Origin of the sequence: Streptomyces sp. NPDC006739 (assembly GCF_042869815.1) — a bacterium.
GTDB lineage: Bacteria > Actinomycetota > Actinomycetes > Streptomycetales > Streptomycetaceae > Streptomyces.
Genome location: NZ_JBIAGM010000007.1, coordinates 68,673 through 87,752, shown reverse-complemented (window position 1 = coordinate 87,752; position 19,080 = coordinate 68,673). Strand labels below are relative to the sequence as shown.

Below are 19,080 nucleotides of genomic sequence, written 5' to 3'. Positions count from 1 at the left end.
CTCGGTCAATTACCTGGTGTGGTCAATTACCTGGTGACAACGTTCTCTTACGTGCTCCGGAGCCCCATCGGGGCCTCCGTGACACGTCTGTGATCATCAATCACCCGCTCCGAACAAGTCAACACTTGACTTTCCCCGGCCCATGCCGCAGGGACCCCGGAATTCCGATGGGCCATCGCCACATGCCCCCATTCGAGCCGCATGCCCAGGAGAATCCGCTGAACATCCCTTATGGGAAGAAAAGACGGCGCTACGGTCGACGGCATGGACGGTGATCGCGGAAGGTGGGGCCGGTGTCTGCTCGGCGGGGCGGTGTTCGCCGTCTGCATGACCGGCACCACGTTGCCTACGCCCCTCTACGGCCTCTATCAGGAGAAGTTCGGGTTCTCCGAGCTGACGGTGACCGTCGTCTACGCCGTGTACGCCTTCGGGGTCATCGGCGTCCTGCTGGCGGCCGGCGACGCCTCGGACGTCGTGGGCAGGCGGCCGGTGCTGCTGGCGGGCCTCGGCATGGCGGCGGCGAGCGCGGTCTGCTTCCTGTGCGCGGCCGGGCTGGGCTGGCTGTACGCGGGGCGGCTGCTGTCGGGGCTGTCGGCCGGTCTGTTCACCGGGGCCGCCACCGCGTACGTGATGGATCTGGCACCGCCCGGCGGCGGCTCCCGGGCCACGTTCGTCGCGACGGCCGCCAACATGGGCGGTCTGGGCTGCGGTCCGCTGCTCGCCGGACTGCTCGCGCAGTACGCGGCCTGGCCGCTGCGTCTGCCGTTCGCCGTGCACCTCGTCCTGGTGGCGGGTTCGGCCGCCGTGGTGGTGCGGCTTCCGGAGACCGTACGGCAGCCGCGGCCGCTGAGCGCCGTACGGCCGCGACGGCCCGGCCTGCCCCGGCAGGTGCGGGCGGTGTTCGCGCCCGCCGCGATCGCCTCGTTCGTCGGGTTCGCGCTGTTCGGCGTGTTCACCTCGGTCAGCCCGGCGTTCCTCGCCCAGTCCGTGCACGTGGACAACCGGGCCGTGAGCGGGCTCGTCGTCGCGCTGGCCTTCTTCTCCTCGACCGCCGGACAGCTCGCCGCCGGCCGGATCGGCGTGACGCGGTCACTGCCGTGGGGCTGCGCCGCGCTGTTCGCGGGGCTGGCACTGCTCGCGGGCGCCCTGCGGTGGGACCTGCTGCCCCTGGTGGTACTGAGCGCGCTCGTCGGCGGGTTCGGGCAGGGGCTGGCGTTTCGCGGGGCGCTGTCCGCGGTGGCCGGGGCGTCCCCCGCCGACCGGCGCGCGGCGGTGATCTCCACCCTGTTCGTGGTGGCGTACGGGGGTATCTCGGTGCCGGTGATCGGGGTGGGGCTCCTGACCGGCCCGCTCGGTCTGGAGGGTGCGGGGCTGGCGTTCATCGTGTGCATGGCCGCCCTGGTCTCGGCCGCGGCCGTCTACCTGGTGCGGCGGCCGGTGCGGGCGAGGGCGTGAGGGGTACGAGCCCCCAGGGATCACGCCCTCGCCGCGGGTGACCGTCCGCCGGGACGGCCCCGACCGCGTCAGCCGGTGGCGCAGTTCGCCCCGTTGAGGGTGAAGGCGGTCGGGGCGGTGTTCGTGGAGCCCCTGTTCGCGATGAAGCCGACGGTGACCGAGCCGCCGGCGGGTATGCCGGTGGTGTAGGAGGCCGGAGTGACGCTCACCGAGCCGCCGTTCTGCTGCGGGGTGCCGCCCCACATGTTCGTGACGGTCTGGCCGTCGGCGAAGGCGAAGGCGAGCGTCCAGCCGTTGACGGCGGTGGTGCCGCCGTTGCCGATGGTCAGCTCGCCCTGGAAGCCACCGGGCCACTCCCCCACCACGCGGTACCCGACGGAGCAGGTCGCGGTGGCGCCCTTGGCCGTGGTGACGGTCACCGTGGCGGAGCGGGACGAGCGGTTGCCGGCCGCGTCACGGGCGTGGACGGCGAAGGTGTACGCGGTGTCGGCGGTCAGACCGGTCACGGTGACGGAGTTGGTGGTGGAGGTGGCGACCCTGCTCTCGGAGCCCTGGTCGACCCGGACGAGGTCGTAGCCGGCCACACCGACGTCGTCGGTCGCGGCCGTCCAGGTGAGGGTGGCGGAGGAGGCGGTCACGGACGTGGCGCTCGGGGTGCCCGGCGTGCTCGGCGCCTGGCTGTCGGTCGAGCCTGCGCCGCCGTAGACGGTGGCTTCCTTGGCGGTCCGCGCGATGCCGTCGGCGCCGTCGAAGACCCGCTGTCCCCACGAACTGAGCCGAGTGGGATCGAAGTCCGACGCCAGGTCGAGGACCGGATCGGTGTTGCCGCTCCAAGACCAGGCGAGGTAGCCGAGTCCGAGCTGATCGGCGCTCGCCATCATGGTGTCCTCGTCCGGGTCGCCGTACTGGTCGGCGGGGCCGCCGAACTCGCCGATGACGAGGGGCAGTTTCGCGTCGACGAAGGTGTGCAGATAGTCGGTGACCTTCTGGGCGGTGTTGAAGACGCTGTACATGTGGATCGAGAAGAGCAGGTTCCCGGTGGGGTCGGCGGCGTACACCGACCGGGCGTTGTCGCGCATGACGCCCTGCCAGTCCTGACCCCAGTTGGGCGCGTCCACCATCAGGGTGTGGTCGAGTCCGGCGGCGCGCAGTTTCCTGACGGCCGCGATCGTCGGGTCGGTCCAGCCGGCCGGGTTCGTGTTGCCCCACGGCTCGTTGCCGAGGTTGATGACGACGTACCTCTCCTGACCGGCGAGCACGTCCTTCAGGCCGATCCAGTAGTCGGCCGCCTCGTCGAGGGTGCCGGCCGCGCTGTCCTCGCCGTAGCCGGTGGTGTCGTGCACCTCCAGGACACAGATGAGCCGGTCGGCCTTGCACTGGGCGATGACGTCTGCCACGTCCGCCGCGCTGTTCGCGGCCCAGCGGTGGCCGTCGGCCAGCACCACCCGCACCGTGTTGGCGCCCAGCGCCTTGATGTCGGCCAGCGACTGCCTGGTCCGGCCCGGGTACCAGGTGTGGGCGGCGTTGACACCGCGCATCACGAAGTCGCTGCCGTCGCCCTCCACCAGACGCCCGTCGTTGATGTGAAGGCCGGTGGCCGACGCCCTGGGCGACTGCGCGTGGGCGACGGAGGGGAACAGCGCACCGACGAGGACGAGCCCGAGCAGGCTCGCCAGCGCGGTCAGCAGACGGGCCGGCGGGCGCTTTCGTGTCGTGCTTCTCGTTGTTCTCACTGCGGCTCCAGGGTGAGCGCCGAAAAGGTGCGGGAAGGTGAAGCTGCAACGGATGGGAGCGCTCCCATGAACTCATTATGTCAAGGACGCGTCAAGTAGGGGGTGAAGTCCGGCTCGCGGCGCGTGGCCCTGCGGCGCACCGGGCCACCCCGGGCATACCATCGGTCCGGCAACGATGCCCACTCCCAGGGGAGTTGACGGTGCACGGATCGCATGGTTCAAGGGTCCTGCGAGGCGCCGCCGCGATCGCGGCGGCCCTCCTCCTGTGTGCCGGGTTCGCCCCGGCCGCGTCCGCCGCCGGCCGGGGCGGGGTCAACCCGGTCGCCGTCCGGCTCGACACCTACTGGACACCGGCCCGCATGGCGGCGGCCCTGCCCGCCGACACCGCCAAGGGCGTCGAAGCCGCGCCGTCGGCCGCCCCCGCCGTGGACGGGCCACGGCCGGGCGAGTACATCCCGCCCAGCACAAGCTTCGACGGAATGCCGCAGGCCGGCACCTTCTTCTGGACCGACGCCACCGGAACCGGGCGCACCTGCAGTGGCTCGGTGGTCCGCAGTCCCGGCCATGACCTGGTGCTCAGCGCGGGCCACTGCCTGAAGGCCTACTCGGGCACCTCGCCGCGCCGCGACCTGGCCTTCGTGCCGCAGTACCACGACGGGCTCAAGCCCTTCGGGATCTTCCCGGTCCGCGACAACGGCGTGTACGTCCCGCAGCAGTACTACGACCTGGGTGAACACGCGGGCGCCGCCTACGACTTCGGCTTCGCCGTCACCGAACCCAACGAGGACGGCACCCTGCTCCAGGACGCCACCGGCGGGGTACGGCTGCTCACCGGGACGGGGTACTACCACGCCCCGGTGCGGATGATCGGCTACCCCTCGGGAGCGGCGAAGCCGCTGGAGTGCTGGAGCTGGACCACCCGGTGGGACAGCGACGACCCCGCCGACCCGGGCACGTTCCCGCGCATCGCCTGCGACGGCTTCGTGGGCGGGACCAGCGGCGGCCCGCTGCTGGTGCCCTGGCCGGGCGGCTGGGCGGTGATCGGCGTCATCGGCGGCTACCACACCGGGGGCGACACCCCGCAGATCTCCTACAGCGCCTACTTCGGCTCGGCCACCCGCGCCCTCTACTACGACGCGGTCACCGGCGCTACGCCCGCGGGCCCCGGCGGATCGGGCCAGAACTGACGGACGCGTCGGGTGGCGCGGGCCGGTGAGTCACCAGGGCAGCGGGCCGTTGACGTCGAAGTAGCCGCCGGTCGGACCGTCGGGGCCGATCTGCGCCATGCGCACCACGACCTCGGCACCCTGCTCGACCGTCTGCGTGCCCGTGTTGCCGTTGAGGTCCGTCCTGGTGAAGCCGGGCTCGACGGAGTTGATCCGCATGGCAGGGAAAGCCTTCGCGTACTGCACGGTGAGCATGTTCACCGCGGTCTTGGACGTCGGGTAGGCGACGCCCGGATAGAAGTGAGCGAAGTGGTCCGGGTCGGAGAGGTTGGTCAGCGATGCCAGGCCGCTGCTGACGTTGACCACGACCGGAGTGGCCGAGCGCTGCAGCAGTGGCAGGAAGGCGCGGGTGACACGGACGAGACCAAAGACGTTCGTCTCGAAGGTGTTCCGCATCTGGTCGGCCGTCACGGTCGCGGCCGTGGGCACGCCGTTGTCCTCGTCCCTGGTCTCGATCCCGGCGTTGTTGATCAGGACGTCGAGGCCGCCGTCGGCCTCCACGGTCTTGGCCGCCGCCTCGACGGTCGTGTCGTCGGTGACGTCGAGGAGGACGAACCGCGCGCCCAGCCGCTCGGCGGCCCGGCGTCCCCGCGCGGCGTCCCGGGCGCCCACGTAGACGGTGTGACCCGCGGCGATGAGCCGGCGGGCGGTCTCGTGACCGATGCCCTTGTTGGCTCCGGTGATCAGTATCACCCTCGGGGTCATCGGGGTCATCGGGGTCATCGCCGTTTTCGCGGCCGTCGTGGTGTCCGTGTTCTCCGTGTTCTCCGTGGTCTTTGTTGTCTTCGCCGTCTTCGTTGTCGTCATGCCGCCAGACTCCGGCGTGGCGGCACGATCAGCCAGGAGACCCTTCTTCCTGGGACCACGGGTACCAGGAAGAAGCGCCGCCGACGGTGTTCACTGGGGGCATGACGGCGACGGAACTCGGACGGTCCCTGCGGCGCTGGCGCGATCGGGTCTCCCCCGGAGCGGCCGGACTGCCCGTCGGCGGCGCGCGGCGCGCGGCCGGGCTGCGTCGCGAGGAGCTGGCACTGCTGGCCGGGATCTCGGTCGACTACGTCACCCGTCTCGAACAGGGCCGGGCGGCCAACCCCTCCGGTCAGGTCGTCGAGGCCCTGGCCCGGGCGCTCAGGCTGTCGGCGGACGAGCGGGCGTATCTGTTCCGGCTGGCCGGACTGGTCCCGCCGGGCCCCGAGATGGTGCCCGGGTACATCACGCCCAGCGTCCAGCGGCTGCTGGACCGGCTGGTGGACACCCCCGTCGGCGTCTCCGACGCGGCCATGACGCTGCTGCTGGCCAATCCGATGCACGCGGCGCTGATGGGCGACCTGTCCGGTCGGCGCGGCTTCGAACGCAACGGCGTGTGGCGCAACTTCCTCGGCGCGCCCACCCGGGTCAGGCACACCCCGGAGGAACGGCGCGCCTTCGAGGTCGGCATGGTCGCCGAGCTGCGCGCGACCGCCGCCCGCTACCCGTCCGACCGCCAACTCGTACGCATGATCGCGGAGTTGCGCGCCCACAGCGAGCGGTTCGCCCAACTGTGGGACGCGGGTGTCGTCGGCCGGCTGGAGGCCTCGCGCAAGACCATCGACCATCCGCAGGTGGGCCTGCTCACGCTGGACTGCGATGCGCTCCTGGTGGAGGGCAGCGACCTGCACATCCTCGTCTACTCGGCCGAACCGGGCACCGAGGCCGCCGAGAAGCTGGAGCTGATCTCGGTGCTCGGCACCCAGAGCCTGGTCGAGTGACGGCCGGCGAGGCCCGGCCCGGCCCGGCAGCGTGCATCCGGCAGGCGGCCGAAGCACCGGTCCGTGCACCGGTCCGTCTCCTCAGGACGCCGAGTCCTTCGTCCCCTTCGCCTCCTCGTAGGCCTCGACGGGGGTCATCCGCACGCCGTTCAGCTTCACGGTCTTGTAAGGGCTGACCTTCGCACAGCCCTTGGCCTTGTCGGCGGTCTGGGCGTGGGCGTTCGACACGGCGGCGTGCGTGTCCGCGGGTGCGGCGGAGGACGCGCCGCCGGAGAAGGTCGTTCCACTGGGCCAGTCGGCGCCGATGACGAGGGTGAGTCCGCTCGTGCTGCCCTGCGTGAGGTGCGAGGCGGGAAGTCCGAGGGCGGCGGCCACCGTTCCGGCCTCCGCCTTCTGGCCGGGGCCGTAGCTGAGCGTGGTGGTCGTCGCCTGCTGTGGGGCGTTGGCCGTGGTGGTGCCGGAGCCGAAGCCCTTGGCGATGAGCGCGGAGGCGACGGCCGAGGCTCGTCCACCGGTGGCGGTGCCGTTCTCGACCCGTACGGCGATCTGCGCGGCCGGCACCGAGGCCGGCGCGGACGTCGGCGCGGACGGGGCGGCGGCTGCCTTCTTCCCCCCGCCTCCCGCGCTCAGCGACTGGTCCTGGGCGATGGCGGCGAACAGCGACTTCGCGGTGGCCGCGGGGACGAGACGGTCGGAGTTCTGCGGATCGGGCGCGGTCTGCATGGTGGTGAACGTCGTCCGGTTGGCCGGGACCTTGTTCAGGTCGTCCGCCAGACCGACGAGCTTGCCGACGCTGCCCAGGCCGGTGTCCACGGTCAGCGCCTTGGTGGCCGCGTCGGCCAGCGAGTAGACCTTGGTCGGATCGGCCAGCGTGCCCGCGCTCTTGAACTTGCGGATCAGGGCACTGAGGAATATGTGCTGCGAGAGGGTCCGGCCCAGGTCACTGCCGTCGCCGAAGCCGTGCCGGGAACGCACGAACTCCAGCGCCGCGTCGCCCTGGAGGGTGTGGGTGCCCTTGGCCAGCTTCAGGTGCGAGTAGGTGTCGTAGACGTTGTCGCTGACGCACACCGACACCCCGCCCACGGCGTCGGACATCTTCACCACGCCGGAGAAGTCGAGCATCAGGAAGTGGTCGATGGGTATCCCGGTGAGCCGGTGGACGGTGGAGACCTGGCAGGCGGCACCGTACTGCAGCGCGCTGTTGATCTGCCCGTAGTAGCCGGACGTCGACTGACCGCTGTCCGGGTCCTTGCAGGCGGGGATCTGGGTCATGGTGTCGCGGGGCACGCTCATCACCGTGGCGTTGGAGCGGTCGGCGGAGACGTGCAGGACCATCTCCACGTCCGCGTTGTGCCCGGCCGACGAACTCGCCGCGCCGCAGCCCCCGCCGAGCTTGCAGTCGGCCGCGTTGTTCCGTCCGTCGGAACCGATCACCAGGATGTTGATCGGCGTACGGCCGAAGGAATCCGCCTTCTCCTGGCCCCCGTCACCGATGGCGACGCTCTTGATGTTGCCGTTCAGGTGCTCGTAGAGCCAGGCGCCGGCCCCCGCAGTGACCAGGATCAGGGCCGAGACGGTGAGCAGGGCGGTACGGGCCAGTCGTCTGCGCCGGGTGAACGGCTTGGCCCTGCGGCCCGAGCGGCGTCCCTGAGTCCGCGTCGCCTGCCGTGCCGCCGCCCGGCCGCCCGGTGCGGGGACGGACGCGGCGTCGGCCGCCACGCGCTGGCGCGGCACAGAAGAGGAACGTTTATGCGTGGCCGCCTGTCCGGGAGTCTCGCCCCGGGGGTCGCTCATCTCCCACTCCCTACGCTGTCGCCGGCGCCAACCGCCGGCACGACGACCAGGCAGCAGGGAAACGACCCGTACGCCGGGACGCGCCCTTCGGTTGGATGATTGCGCAATATAACAACTGTTGCTGAGACGGCCGTAAACCTCAGGTGCCCCAAGGGCCGCAGCGGCCGCCGTTCCCTTGCGAAACGGAAGCCCCGCCCGTGGCAGGCCGATGCGCCGCGCGAACCTGAGGCGCTCGGGCCCGGGTGCGGGCCGAGCACGAAGAACGGCAGCGGTCACCATGTCGGTCACCGCCACCGTGGTCAGCGCCCCGAGCGCCGGGTATGCCCAGCCGCTCGTGGCGGGCGCCGGGCCCCGCTCAGCGGACGGTGCTGTCCTCCGAGACCGGGCGGGCCGAGGCGGTGTCGCCCGGGGCGCCCTGGATGACGCGCGCGGCCGCCGCTTCGGCGGGGGACGCGGCCTCGGACGAGGACGCGCTGTCGGCCTGGGCGGTGGGAGTCTGCCCGGCTCCGTCCTCCTTCATGGCCTTGGCCTCGCTCTTGAGGATGCGCATGGACTTACCCAGCGCGCGGGCGCTGTCCGGCAGCTTCTTCGACCCGAACAGCACGATGATGACGATCGCCAGAACCAGCAGGTGCCAGGGTTCCAGTCCGTTGCGCAGCATCGCGCCCACCCTTCCTTCGCCATGCGGCGCTGCCCGCTCGGCGCGGGTCGCCGTCATTCATGATTGCTACGTTGCGCAACTGTACAACCGCGCGGGCCCGAAGTGGGCCGGCCGAGGGGTATGAAGCTACGGCCTGAGAGACAAAAAGCGTATGGCCTACGACATAAGAAGGCCATGAGCTGAGAGGTAACTGAGAGGTTGCTGTGCCAGCCTGACGCGCCCCAGACCTCCTCAGGAGCGCCTCGATGAGTTTGATCAACGGCCTGCCCGCCCATGTCCTGCTGGTTCATGTGGTGGTCGTGCTGATACCCCTGACCGCGTTGGCCCTGGTGGCCGCCGCGCTGTGGCCGCGCGCCGCCCGGCGGCTGGGTGTGCTGCTGCCGCTGCTGGCCTTCGTCGCCCTGGTCAGCGTGCCGCTCACCACCCAGGCGGGCGAGTGGCTGGAACGGCATGTGGAGGACTCCGCCCTGGTGCGCCGGCACACCGACCTGGGCGACGGGCTGCTGCCCTGGGCGCTGGGTCTGTTCGTACTGGCGGCGGTGGTGTGGTGGGCCGCCCGACGGGGTCCGGTGGAACCGGGACAGGGTGGCGGGCGCTGGTCCGCCCTTCCGGTACGGATCGTCCTCGGCGTGCTGTCGCTGGCCGTCGCGGCGGGAGCGGTCGTCGACGTGTACCGGATCGGCGACTCCGGAGCGAAGGCCGCCTGGCACGACGCCTACTCCAAGACGGCACAGGGGTCACAGGGCGGCTCCTGACCCACCGCGGCCTCCGCACGGCCGGCTTCTCCGGCCTGGGCGCGACCATGCGCCCGGGCCGTCCGGCCGGTCACTTGCCCGGCGGCTCCGCCCTCTCCCGGCCCCCGCCGCACCGTGCGCCGCCCGTCCCGGGCCGAAGGGCCCCTCGCCGGGCCCGAGCAACCCGCGGTGCCGACGTGGTCCCGCTGCCGCCGGCAGGTCCCTGTGCTCAGCCCCTGCCCCCGCTGAAGTTCCGCCACTCCGGTCCGACCCGCTTCCACTCCTCGTCCCATTCGGCCAGCCGTCGCCGGACGAGCCCGGTGCGGACCAGCCATCCGCCGGCCCAGACCGCCGTGCCGGCCAGGGAGGCGACGAGGACACCGGTCAGCACCGCCTGCAGTGCCGCCTCCCCCTCCCCGGCCGGATGGGGAACCACCTGGCCGGTGCGGTCCGTCCACACCGTCAGCCGGGTGCCGACCGGGACTCCCGGCAGGACCTTCGCCCGGCCCTGGTGCACGGAGCCGTCCGCGTCCGTCCAGCGCACGGTGGCCCACACCCGGCCGTCGTCGTACCCGGTCCCGGCCGGCGCGGTCCTCTGCGCGCCGTCGGCCAGCACGGCGGACACGGCGTGCACCTGGGCCCGCCGCGCGTCGAACGCCGAGTCGGTGACCTGCCCCGCGAGCACACCCGCGAAGGCTCCGCCGAGGAGGGCGAGGACCCAGGCGGCGAGCACGACCCAGGCCTCCACGATGTCGCTGTGCCGCCTGAGCGGGTTGCGCCGCCATCGCCACAGCCCCAGGCGGGTCGGTGTCCCGCTCGTGGTGGGAGGTGTCTTCGGCATCGTCGCCGCCTCCTCTCGCAGGCCGTCGGCAGGCCGTCAGGCGCGAGCCGGCCGCTTCGGGTCCGGTCGGCGCCCCGGTCCGCGCGAGCGGAACGGCGATCGGCACGTGCACGGTGTCCTGGACGCGGCCGTCAAGCGTGACCACTCCATCGTGCACCTCCACCGGCGCCCGCGCCGCCCGCGCGCCGTACCGCTTCCACGACGACACTGATTCGGCGCCTCCCTCGTCGGCAGCGGGATGCGCCACTCCAGTCTCGCGCCGCCGCCGTCCGGCCCGGACACCTGGAGGTGCCCGCCCAGTCGCTCCGCCCGCTCGGCCATGTTGCGCAGCCCGCTGCGCCGGCCGCCGGGCGGGATCCCGACGCCGTCGTCCCGGACCGTCAGGCAGGCGGTGCGGCCGTCGGTCGTCAGGGCCACCTCCGCCCGCCCGGCGTGCGCGTGCCGGGCGATGTCGGTGAGCGCCTCGGAGAGGACGGCCACGACGTGCTCGGCGACTTCCCGCGGCCCATCGGTGTCCGGCAGACCCTCATGCGCAGGCTCGGCCAGCTCCCTCGCGATCGCGGCCTGCGCGGCGAAACCCTGGAGCATCTCGGTCTCCCGCTGCGAGAACGCCGGCCGGCCGACCTCGCGCGCCGGCAGGACCACGCCGCGGGTGCCGCCCTCCCCGGTGCCGATGGGGACGGCGACGGCGGGGCCGAGTCCGCCGAAGCGCGGGGGTTTCGGGGAGATCCGTGCGTCGTGGGCGACATCGTCGCTGGTCACCGGGGCGGCGGCGGTGTACGCCAGACCCATCAGGCTCTCCTGCACGGGCAGCACCAGCCCCTGGTGTGCCTCCGAGTCCACACCGACGGCGATCTCGACGGTGAGCGCCTTCGTCTCCTCCATGGGGATGGCGACCGCCGCCAGCGCCGAACCCGCGATCTCCCGGGCCCTTTCGGCGATCAGGCCCAGGGCCGTGGAACGCTCGCTGCCCGACATCAGGCTGTGGGTGATCTCCGCGTTCGCCCGCAGCCAGCGTTCGCGCAGCCGGGAGTCCTCGTACAGGCGCGCGTTGTCGATGGCCACGCCGGCGGCCACGGCCAGCGTCGCGAGGACCGACTCGTCCTCCTCGTCGAACCCCGCCCCGCCCCGCGGCGTACCCGCCGATCCTGCGGGCGGCCTCCGGCCTCCTCACACCGGTGCCGGGCGGCCGCGTTCGGGCCGATCGGCCCTACCGCGCGACCCGGGGCCCTGCTTCGCTCGTCCCATGTCCGAGAACCACACGCGGGCGGTTCCCTCCGTTGCGCAGGACATGGCCGACGGCGCGACCGTGGTGGCCCTGCACGGCGACATCGATCTGCTGGCCGTGATCGCGCTGGTACAACGGCTCGACGCGCTCACCGCGTACCCCCAACCCGATCTGGTGCTGGACCTGCGGTCGGTCGCCTTCATCGACTGCGCCGGCCTGGGGCTGCTGTGCCGGGCGCGCAACCGGGTACTGGCCCGGCGGGGCCGGCTGCGGCTCATCGCCACCAGCGCGGGCTTCCTGCGCATGCTGCGGGCGACGGGCCTGTGGGGCGTCTTCGAGGTGCATCCGCGGCTCCCCTGACGCACCGGCGGGGCGCACCGGTGGGCGTGCCCCGACCGACGTGCGGAAAGCCTTGCCCTAGGATCCGATGCCCATGGGGGGATCCGATGGTGGCCGGTGGCGTCCGGCCCGTACCGTTGTCGCGGTTTCGGTCACGGTGGTCGCGCTGGCCGCGCTGTCCTTCACGCTCCTGGTCCTTCCGGGGCTTGTGGTCGACCATGACCTCGCCGGTGCACGGCTCGCCGCCGCCGACCGGCTGAACGCCGTGAACAACGTGCGCACCACGCTGCTTCAGACGATCGGTGGCGCGGTCGTGCTGTTCGGCGCCTATGCGACCTGGCGTCAACTGCGCGTCAGCCAGGACGGGTTGACCGCCACCCGGGAAGGCCACGTCACCGATCGCTTCAGCCGGGCCGTGGAACAGCTCGGCGCCGACAAGCTGGACGTGCGGATCGGCGGCATCTACGCGTTGTGGAGGATCGCCGACCATTCCGACCGCGACCACGAAGCAGTCGTCTCGATCATGGCGGCCTACCTCCGGACGCACCTGCCCTGGCCGCCGCTGGAGCCAGGAGCCCCGGCCGCGGATACTCCCGTCAACTCGGTGCGCCCCCTGGAGACCCGGGCCGCGGACGCTCAGACGGCGCTCACCTGCCTCGGAGTCCTCGGCAAGGAACGGGCCCCCGGCTGGCTCAACATCAGCTTCACCGACCTGCGCCGCGCCGACTGCGACGGACTGTGGCTGACCGGTGTCAACCTCGACGGCACATGCCTGGAAGCCGCGAGCGTGTACCAGGTCAACCTCGGCGGAGCCTCACTGATCACCGCCAACCTGCGGCACGCCGAACTCGGCACCTCCGTACTCCACCGGACCCGTTGTGTCGAAGCCGATCTGCGTGGCGCCCGCATGGTCAGGGCCGACCTGCGCGAAGCGGACTTCTCCCGTGCGGACCTGCGAGAGGCGAACCTGCGCAAAACCCGCGCCATGGGCGCCGTGTTCCTGCACGCGGACCTGCGAATGGCCGACCTCCGGGGCTGTGACCTCACTGGTGCCGACCTGCGCCGGGCGAACCTGGAAGGCGCGCTGGGGAGCGACCTCACCGTGTGGCCGGCCGGCTTCGACGCCGGGGCCGCGGGTGTTGTCGTCACCGAGGACCCCGGTGCCGAACCGGACATCCTGCTGCCGGCCGCCGCGATCACGGCTCCGGTTCCTGCCCTGCGATCGGACCTGACGCCCGATCCGACGAACTGACTCCGTCGGGGGCGCGGCAACGGGAGGCGCTGCGGCTCGCGGACGACGGGCCTGGTCACGGGGCCCCGTCCCCCGTCCGCTGTGCGTCGTCCCTCGTCAGTCGAGGTGGTGAACCGGCCGGGTCTCGGCACGGCGTCGTTCGAAGCGGTTGCGGGGCACGGCCGACGTCGGCGTACGCGCGAGTCCGGCAACGGCGCGCCACACCGCCCCAGCTCTGATGGAACTCTCAGTTCAGGGGCGGTCGGCCGGCCGCGGCGAGCGGCGCGCCCGCCTCGACGAGCGGTACGGCGCCTCAGGTCACCGGATCGAGGAAGGTCAGCACCGAGGCGTCCTCCTCGATCAGCGGGGTGAGCGCGGCGTTGAACGGCCCGCCGTACGGAGCCTTCAGGTGGGCCTGGAAGGCGTCCTCGTCCCGGTACACCTCGAAGATCCAGTAGGCGCGCGGGTGGGCCGCCTTGGTGTAGACGTCGAAGGCGAGGTTGCCGTCCTCCTCGCGCACCTTCTCGGCGTAGTCCAGCAGCAGGCGGGCCACCTCGTCCTCCGCGCCCTCACGGGCGGTGAACTCGGCGAGCAGGGTCTTGTTCACGGTGTGGTGTCCTTCGTGAGCGCTTCTCGGTGAGGAGAGGCCGACGATGTCATCGTTGACATCGAGTGGCCCGATCATGGGGCAGTTACGGGCCGCACGTCAACGGCCGGGATGCCGGCCGCCCCCAGGGGCGGCTCAGCCGGCCGTCATACCGGGTCGGCCGCGACGAGCTGTGTCACCTGGCTCTGCCACGGCGGGTTGGGACCCGCGACCGAGCAGGTCAGGGCGGCGACATGGGCGGCGAAGCGGCAGGCCTCCGCGACGTCGTCGAGGCGCAGTCCGGTCAGCCGGCCGCCGAGGAGGCCGCGGGCGCCGAGGTGGTGCAGCAGTCCGGCGGTGAAGGAGTCCCCGGCCCCGACCGTGTCGACGACCCTCGTCGGCACGGCGGGCACCCGCACCCGTTCACCGTCCAGCGAGGCCAGGGCGCCGCCGGCGCCGCGCGTGATCACGACGAGCCGCGCACCGGCCGCGTGCCAGACGTCGCACGCCTGCTCGGGCGAGGTGTCCGGCAGCAGGAGCTCCAGGTCGTCCTCGCTCAGACGCAGCACGTCGGCGAGGGCGCACCAGTGCGCCAGCCGGGCGCGGTAGACCTCGGGGTGGACGAGCAGCGGCCGGACGTTGGGGTCGATGCTGACGGTCGCGTGCGGGGCGGCCGCCGCCAGGAAGTCCTCCACCACCGCCGCGCCGGGTTCCCGGACCAGCGCCAGGGAGCCGGTGTGCACACAGGCGGTGCCGGACAGGTCGACCTGTGCCAGCTCGCCGGCCGTCCACTGCCAGTCGGCGGTGTTCTGGGCGTGGAAGGAGAACGCGGCCTGCCCATGGGCGTCCAGTTCCGCCACGGCCAGCGTGCTGGGCTCGGCGGCCCGCACAGCGTGGGACAGGTCCACTCCCGACGCCTCCAGGTGGGCGCGGAACAGGCGGCCGAACACATCGCCGGACAGCCGCGCGAGGAAGCGGGCCGGGGTGCCGAGCCGGGCCAGCGCCACCGCCGTGTTCGCGGGTCCGCCACCGGGCAGCACGCGCAGGGCGAGTTCGTTCGAGGCGTTCGCGGGTTCGGTGAACGCGTCCGCGACGCACTCGCCGAGGACGGTGATCTGACGCGGGCTCATGGGCTGCTCTTCTCTGACGGACGGACGGGCAGGGGCCGGGCGCGTCGCGAGGGGCCGTCGGACGGCCGCGCGGGTGGGTGGCCGGGCGTTGCCGATTTGTGACGGGCGCAGGGCATTGACGTTTCCGGGAGACGGAGTCCATCATCCTCGCCATGCAGTGTCAACGATGACATAAGTCAACGATGACATCCCGGGACGGCATGCTCCGATGCCGGCCACGCCGCTCGTAATCCCGCAGGAGTCGTTCATGCCTCGCACCCCTCGTCTGCCCCTCGCCCTCCTCAGGGTCGCCGCTTGCACGGGCGTCGCCGCCCTCACCCTGACGGCCTGCGGATCCGGCTCCGGATCGGGTTCCTCCAGCACCGGTTCGGGCAGCATCAAGGTCGGTCTGATCACCAAGACCGACACCAACCCGTTCTTCGTGAAGATGAAGGAGGGCGCGGAGAAGGCCGCCAAGGCGGACGGCGCCCAACTGGTGACGGCCGCGGGCAAGTTCGACGGTGACAACGCCGGTCAGGTGACGGCCATCGAGAACATGGTCGCCTCCGGCGTGAAGGGCATCCTGATCACCCCGAGCGACTCCAAGGCCATCGTGCCCGCGGTCGCCAAGGCCCGTGCCAAGGGCGTCCTGGTGATCGCCCTGGACACGCCGACCGAGCCGCAGAGCGCGGTCGACGCCCTCTTCGCCACCAACAACTTCAACGCCGGCCAGCTGATCGGCGAGTACGCCAAGGCCGCCATGAAGGGCAAGACCGCGAAGATAGCCACCCTCGACCTGGCGCCCGGCGTCTCGGTGGGCGTGCAGCGGCACAACGGCTTCCTGAAGGGCTTCGGTGCCACCGACAAGGACGTCGTGTGCGCCCAGGACACCGGTGGCGACCAGGCCAAGGGCCAGACCGCGATGGAGAACTGCCTGCAGAAGTCGCCCGACATCAACCTCCTCTACACGATCAACGAACCGGCCGCCCTCGGCGCGTACACCGCGCTGAAGGCCAAGGGCCGGGAGAAGGACGTGCTGATCGTCTCCGTCGACGGCGGCTGCACCGGCACCCAGGCCGTCAAGGACGGCAAGATCGCCGCCACGTCCCAGCAGTACCCGCTGAAGATGGCCGCCGAGGGCGTCAAGGCCGTCGTCACGTACGCCAAGGACGGCAAGAAGGCGTCCGGTTACACCGACACCGGCGTCAACCTGATCACCGACAAGGCGCAGGCCGGCGTCACGTCCAAGGACACCGGCTTCGGCCTGCAGAACTGCTGGGGCTGAGCCGCCCCGCAGGACCGTACGACACCGCCTCTTCCTTGAGCGGGGCGGCCGGCCCCTCCTCCCCGACCCGGGACGGCCGCCCTCTCGTCCTCTTGTTCTCCGGCACCGACGGACAAGACTTCTGTCTTCCGACAAGGACTTCGCATGACAGCCACGACCACGCCGTACGCCGAGCTCAAAGCGCCGACCACGGCCCGCAGACTGCTCACGGCACCGACCACCGGCCCGCTGGTCGCCCTTCTTCTGGCCTGTGCCTTCTTCTCCCTCTCGACCGACCAGTTCCTCACCGGCGGGAACTTCTCGCTGATCGTGCAGCAGGTCATGGTCGTCGGCACCCTCGCCATCGGACAGACCCTGATCATCCTCACGGCCGGCATCGACCTGTCGTGCGGCGCCGTGATGGCGTTCGGCAGCATCGTGATCGCCAAGATGGCCGCCCAGGGTTCCCTGCCGCCGCTCCTCGCCATCGCCCTGGGCCTGGTCGTCTGCGGCGGCTTCGGGCTGCTCAACGGATTCCTGGTGCAGAAAGTCCCGCTGCCGCCGTTCATCGTCACCCTCGGCATGCTCAACGTGGCCTTCGCGCTGACCCACATCTACTCCAACGAGCAGACCATCACCAGCCTGCCCGGCCCGCTGACCGCCCTCGGGCAGACCTTCCCGCTCGGCCACACCGACATCACCTACGGCTCCCTGGTCACCATCGCGCTGTTCCTGCTGCTCGCCTACTCGCTGAGCAGCACCGGCTGGGGCCGGCACGTCTACGCACTCGGCAACAGCCAGGAAGCGGCGCGGCTGAACGGCATCCGCACCTCCCGGCTGACCATCGGCATCTACACCGTGGCCGGCGTCCTCTACGGCATCGCCGCCCTGCTGCTGATCTCCCGCACCGGGGTCGGTGACCCGCAGGCCGGGCAGACCGAGAACCTCGACAGCATCACCGCCGTGGTCCTCGGCGGCACCAGCCTCTTCGGCGGACGCGGTTCGGTGCTGGGCACCTTCATCGGCGTCCTCATCGTGGGCGTCTTCCGCAACGGTCTGCAGCTCATGGGTGTCGCCTCCATCTACCAGACCCTGATCACCGGTGTCCTGGTGATCCTCGCGGTGACCGTCGACCAGATCTCCCGGAAGAAGGCACGATGACCGCCACCTCCTCCCCCGCCCCCGTGCTGCAGGCCCGTGGCCTGGTCAAGCGCTACGGCCAGGTCACCGCCATCGACGGCGCCGACTTCGATCTGCTGCCCGGTGAGGTCCTCGCCGTCATCGGCGACAACGGGGCCGGAAAGACCAGCCTCATCAAGGCGTTGACCGGCGCGATCGTCCCCGACGCGGGCGAGATCCGGCTGAACGGCGAGGCGATCACCTTCTCCGGTCCGCAGAGCGCCCGCGCGCACGGCATCGAGACGGTCTACCAGGACCTCGCGGTGGCCGCCTCCATGGACATCGCCTCGAACGTGTTCCTCGGACGCGAACTGCGCCGCCCCGGAGTCCTCGGCAGCGTCTTCCGGATGCTGGACAAGAAGCGCATGCGCCAGGAGGCCGCCGAACACATGGCCGACCTCAAGATCGGCCTGCGTTCGCTGACCCAGTCGGTCGAGACGCTCTCCGGCGGACAGCGGCAGGCCGTCGCGGTCGCCCGGTCCGTCGCCTGGGCCCGCTCCGTCGTCGTCATGGACGAACCCACCGCCGCCCTCGGCGTGAAGGAGTCCGGCCAGGTGCTGGACCTCATCCGCCGCGTCCGCGACAAGGGCATGCCGGTCGTCCTGATCAGCCACAACATGCCGCACGTCTTCGAGATCGCCGACCGGATCCACGTCCACCGGCTGGGCAGGCGGGCGGCGCTCATCAAGCCGTCCGACTACTCCATGGCGGAGGTCGTCGCCATCATGACCGGCGCGCTCGCCGTGGACGAGGCCGGAGATACTGTCGTAGCGGATTCCGAGGCGGCCAAGGCCGCCGGGGTCCAGGCCAACTGACGACACGACTGAAGCACTCACAGGTTCCGGCCGAGGCCGCGGCCGGAACCGACGAGCACAGGAGACCGTTCCTCCATGGCAGCCAGCCGCCGCCCCACCCTGGCCGACGTCGCCCGCGAAGTGGGCGTGAGCGCCAAGACCGTCTCCCGCGTCCTCAACGAGGACGGACCCGCCTCGGCCCGGACCCGCGAACAGGTCCTCGCCGCCGTGGCCAAGCTCGGCTTCCAGCCGAACCTCATGGCCCGCAACATCCGCGTCGGCGGACCCGACACCACCATCGGACTGGTCATCCCGGACCTCGGCAACCCCTTCTTCGGAGCGGTGGCCAGCAGCATCGAGGACACGGTCCGCGACCGCGGCCTGACCCTGCTCATGGGCTCCTCCGCCGACGACCCGGGCCGCGAGCGGGCCCTGACGGACAAGTTCCTGGCCCGGCGGGTCAGCGTCCTGATGGTCGTGCCGTCCGTCGGCGCCGACCACTCGCACCTCAAGCCGCACCGCGCCGCGGGCCTGCCGGTCGTCTTCCTCGACCGTCCGGGGGTGGGCCTGGCCACCGACAGCGTCGTCAGCTCCAACCGCGCGGGCGCCCACGACGGCGTCGCCCATCTGATCGCGCACCACCACCGCCGCATCGGGTTCATCGGTGACCTTCCCACCAGGCTCTACACCCGCCGCGAGCGTCTGGCGGGCTATCGCGCGGCCCTCCAGGAGGCGGGCCTGCCCTCGGACCGCTCCCTGATCACCAACGCCCACGACCAGCACGGGGCCTCCGCCGCCACCGCCCAGCTGCTGGGCCTGGCGGATCCGCCCACCGCCCTGTTCGCCGGCAACAACATCGTCGCGCTGGGCATAGTGACCGAACTCGCCCGCAGCGGACGCAAGGACGTCGCGGTCGTCGCCTTCGACGACGTGGCCCTCGCGGAGGCGCTCGAACCGGCCCTGACGGTCGTCGCCCAGGACCCCGAGGAGATCGGCCGGACGGCGGCGACCACCGCCCTGGCACGCCTGGACGGCGACACCTCCCGCGCCCGCACCAGCACCGTCCCCACACGTCTGATCGTCCGGGGCTCGGGCGAACGCCCCGCCCCGGCGCCGCAGGAGGCCACTCAGTACTAAAAGAAGGGAAACGCTCGCGAA

Annotated in this window: 17 protein-coding genes and 1 pseudogene; 10 read left to right on the top strand and 8 right to left on the bottom strand. The window is 71.7% G+C overall.

All coding sequences use genetic code 11. The features are described from left to right. Nucleotides 1-264 precede the first annotated feature (264 nt). Nucleotides 265-1,455 carry an MFS transporter gene (locus tag ACFYMM_RS16540; protein ID WP_388386881.1) on the top strand — a complete coding sequence of 397 codons (1,191 nt, stop codon included), beginning with the start codon at nt 265-267 and terminating at the stop codon, nt 1,453-1,455. Between the two features lie 68 nt (nt 1,456-1,523). Here the strand turns inward: ACFYMM_RS16540 and ACFYMM_RS16535 are convergent, their stop codons facing one another. Further along, the gene (locus ACFYMM_RS16535; RefSeq protein WP_388386879.1) at nt 1,524-3,188 is read right to left on the bottom strand and encodes a cellulase family glycosylhydrolase; all 1,665 of its coding nucleotides are present in this window, start codon (nt 3,186-3,188) and stop codon (nt 1,524-1,526) included. A gap of 200 nt (nt 3,189-3,388) precedes the next feature. Here ACFYMM_RS16535 and ACFYMM_RS16530 point away from each other — a divergent pair, with 200 nt between their 5' ends. Continuing rightward, nucleotides 3,389-4,375, top strand: coding sequence for a trypsin-like serine peptidase (locus ACFYMM_RS16530; protein WP_388386877.1), 987 nt, complete (start codon nt 3,389-3,391; stop codon nt 4,373-4,375). A gap of 30 nt (nt 4,376-4,405) precedes the next feature. Here ACFYMM_RS16530 and ACFYMM_RS16525 read toward each other — a convergent pair whose 3' ends face one another. Then, nucleotides 4,406-5,119 carry an SDR family NAD(P)-dependent oxidoreductase gene (locus ACFYMM_RS16525; protein ID WP_388387338.1) on the bottom strand — a complete coding sequence of 238 codons (714 nt, stop codon included), beginning with the start codon at nt 5,117-5,119 and terminating at the stop codon, nt 4,406-4,408. A gap of 203 nt (nt 5,120-5,322) precedes the next feature. On the opposite strand from ACFYMM_RS16525, the gene ACFYMM_RS16520 reads away from it, so the two are divergent. Beyond that, a complete protein-coding gene (locus ACFYMM_RS16520) occupies nt 5,323-6,162 on the top strand; it encodes a helix-turn-helix transcriptional regulator (RefSeq protein ID WP_388386875.1) in 840 nt (279 codons plus the stop codon). An 81-nt stretch (nt 6,163-6,243) separates the two neighbouring features. Here ACFYMM_RS16520 and ACFYMM_RS16515 read toward each other — a convergent pair whose 3' ends face one another. Together ACFYMM_RS16515 and tatA are read right to left on the bottom strand one after the other, a co-directional pair. Continuing rightward, nucleotides 6,244-7,956, bottom strand: coding sequence for an LCP family protein (locus ACFYMM_RS16515; RefSeq protein ID WP_388386873.1), 1,713 nt, complete (start codon nt 7,954-7,956; stop codon nt 6,244-6,246). A 355-nt stretch (nt 7,957-8,311) separates the two neighbouring features. After that, nucleotides 8,312-8,617 (bottom strand): Sec-independent protein translocase subunit TatA, encoded by a 306-nt coding sequence (gene tatA / locus ACFYMM_RS16510; protein ID WP_388387336.1) that lies wholly within the window; start codon nt 8,615-8,617, stop codon nt 8,312-8,314. A 245-nt stretch (nt 8,618-8,862) separates the two neighbouring features. On the opposite strand from tatA, the gene ACFYMM_RS16505 reads away from it, so the two are divergent. After that, on the top strand, nt 8,863-9,372 hold the full coding sequence (locus ACFYMM_RS16505; protein ID WP_388386871.1) for a DUF2231 domain-containing protein: 510 nt from the start codon (nt 8,863-8,865) through the stop codon (nt 9,370-9,372). Nucleotides 9,373-9,580: 208 nt separating this feature from the next. Here the strand turns inward: ACFYMM_RS16505 and ACFYMM_RS16500 are convergent, their stop codons facing one another. Further along, nucleotides 9,581-10,192, bottom strand: a complete 612-nt coding sequence (locus ACFYMM_RS16500) for a hypothetical protein (RefSeq protein ID WP_388386869.1) — start codon at nt 10,190-10,192, stop codon at nt 9,581-9,583. 228 nt (nt 10,193-10,420) lie between these two features. After that, nucleotides 10,421-11,323 (bottom strand): annotated as a pseudogene (locus tag ACFYMM_RS16495) (GAF domain-containing protein); the annotation flags it as partial. A gap of 115 nt (nt 11,324-11,438) precedes the next feature. On the opposite strand from ACFYMM_RS16495, the gene ACFYMM_RS16490 reads away from it, so the two are divergent. After that, on the top strand, nt 11,439-11,780 hold the full coding sequence (locus ACFYMM_RS16490) for an STAS domain-containing protein (RefSeq protein ID WP_388386867.1): 342 nt from the start codon (nt 11,439-11,441) through the stop codon (nt 11,778-11,780). Between the two features lie 73 nt (nt 11,781-11,853). Beyond that, the gene (locus tag ACFYMM_RS16485; protein ID WP_388386865.1) at nt 11,854-13,011 is read left to right on the top strand and encodes a pentapeptide repeat-containing protein; all 1,158 of its coding nucleotides are present in this window, start codon (nt 11,854-11,856) and stop codon (nt 13,009-13,011) included. Between the two features lie 292 nt (nt 13,012-13,303). On the opposite strand, the gene ACFYMM_RS16480 is transcribed toward ACFYMM_RS16485, so the two are convergent. Together ACFYMM_RS16480 and ACFYMM_RS16475 are read right to left on the bottom strand one after the other, a co-directional pair. Then, nucleotides 13,304-13,597, bottom strand: coding sequence for a putative quinol monooxygenase (locus ACFYMM_RS16480; RefSeq protein ID WP_388386863.1), 294 nt, complete (start codon nt 13,595-13,597; stop codon nt 13,304-13,306). Nucleotides 13,598-13,743: 146 nt separating this feature from the next. Beyond that, a complete protein-coding gene (locus ACFYMM_RS16475) occupies nt 13,744-14,706 on the bottom strand; it encodes a carbohydrate kinase (RefSeq protein ID WP_388386861.1) in 963 nt (320 codons plus the stop codon). Between the two features lie 247 nt (nt 14,707-14,953). Between ACFYMM_RS16475 and ACFYMM_RS16470 the strand changes: the two genes are divergently transcribed. The 4 genes from ACFYMM_RS16470 (at nt 14,954) to ACFYMM_RS16455 (ending at nt 19,059) form a co-directional block, all read left to right on the top strand. Further along, a complete protein-coding gene (locus ACFYMM_RS16470) occupies nt 14,954-15,970 on the top strand; it encodes a sugar ABC transporter substrate-binding protein (protein ID WP_388386859.1) in 1,017 nt (338 codons plus the stop codon). A 144-nt stretch (nt 15,971-16,114) separates the two neighbouring features. Beyond that, nucleotides 16,115-17,110 carry an ABC transporter permease gene (locus ACFYMM_RS16465; RefSeq protein ID WP_388386857.1) on the top strand — a complete coding sequence of 332 codons (996 nt, stop codon included), beginning with the start codon at nt 16,115-16,117 and terminating at the stop codon, nt 17,108-17,110. Beyond that, complete coding sequence (locus ACFYMM_RS16460; RefSeq protein WP_388386855.1) at nt 17,107-17,943, top strand: ATP-binding cassette domain-containing protein; 837 nt, start codon at nt 17,107-17,109, stop codon at nt 17,941-17,943. The genes ACFYMM_RS16465 and ACFYMM_RS16460 overlap by 4 nt, the downstream gene beginning before the upstream one ends. 75 nt (nt 17,944-18,018) lie before the next feature. Beyond that, nucleotides 18,019-19,059: a LacI family DNA-binding transcriptional regulator gene (locus ACFYMM_RS16455; RefSeq protein ID WP_388386853.1), complete on the top strand. Its 1,041-nt coding sequence runs from the start codon at nt 18,019-18,021 to the stop codon at nt 19,057-19,059. Nucleotides 19,060-19,080: the final 21 nt, after the last annotated feature.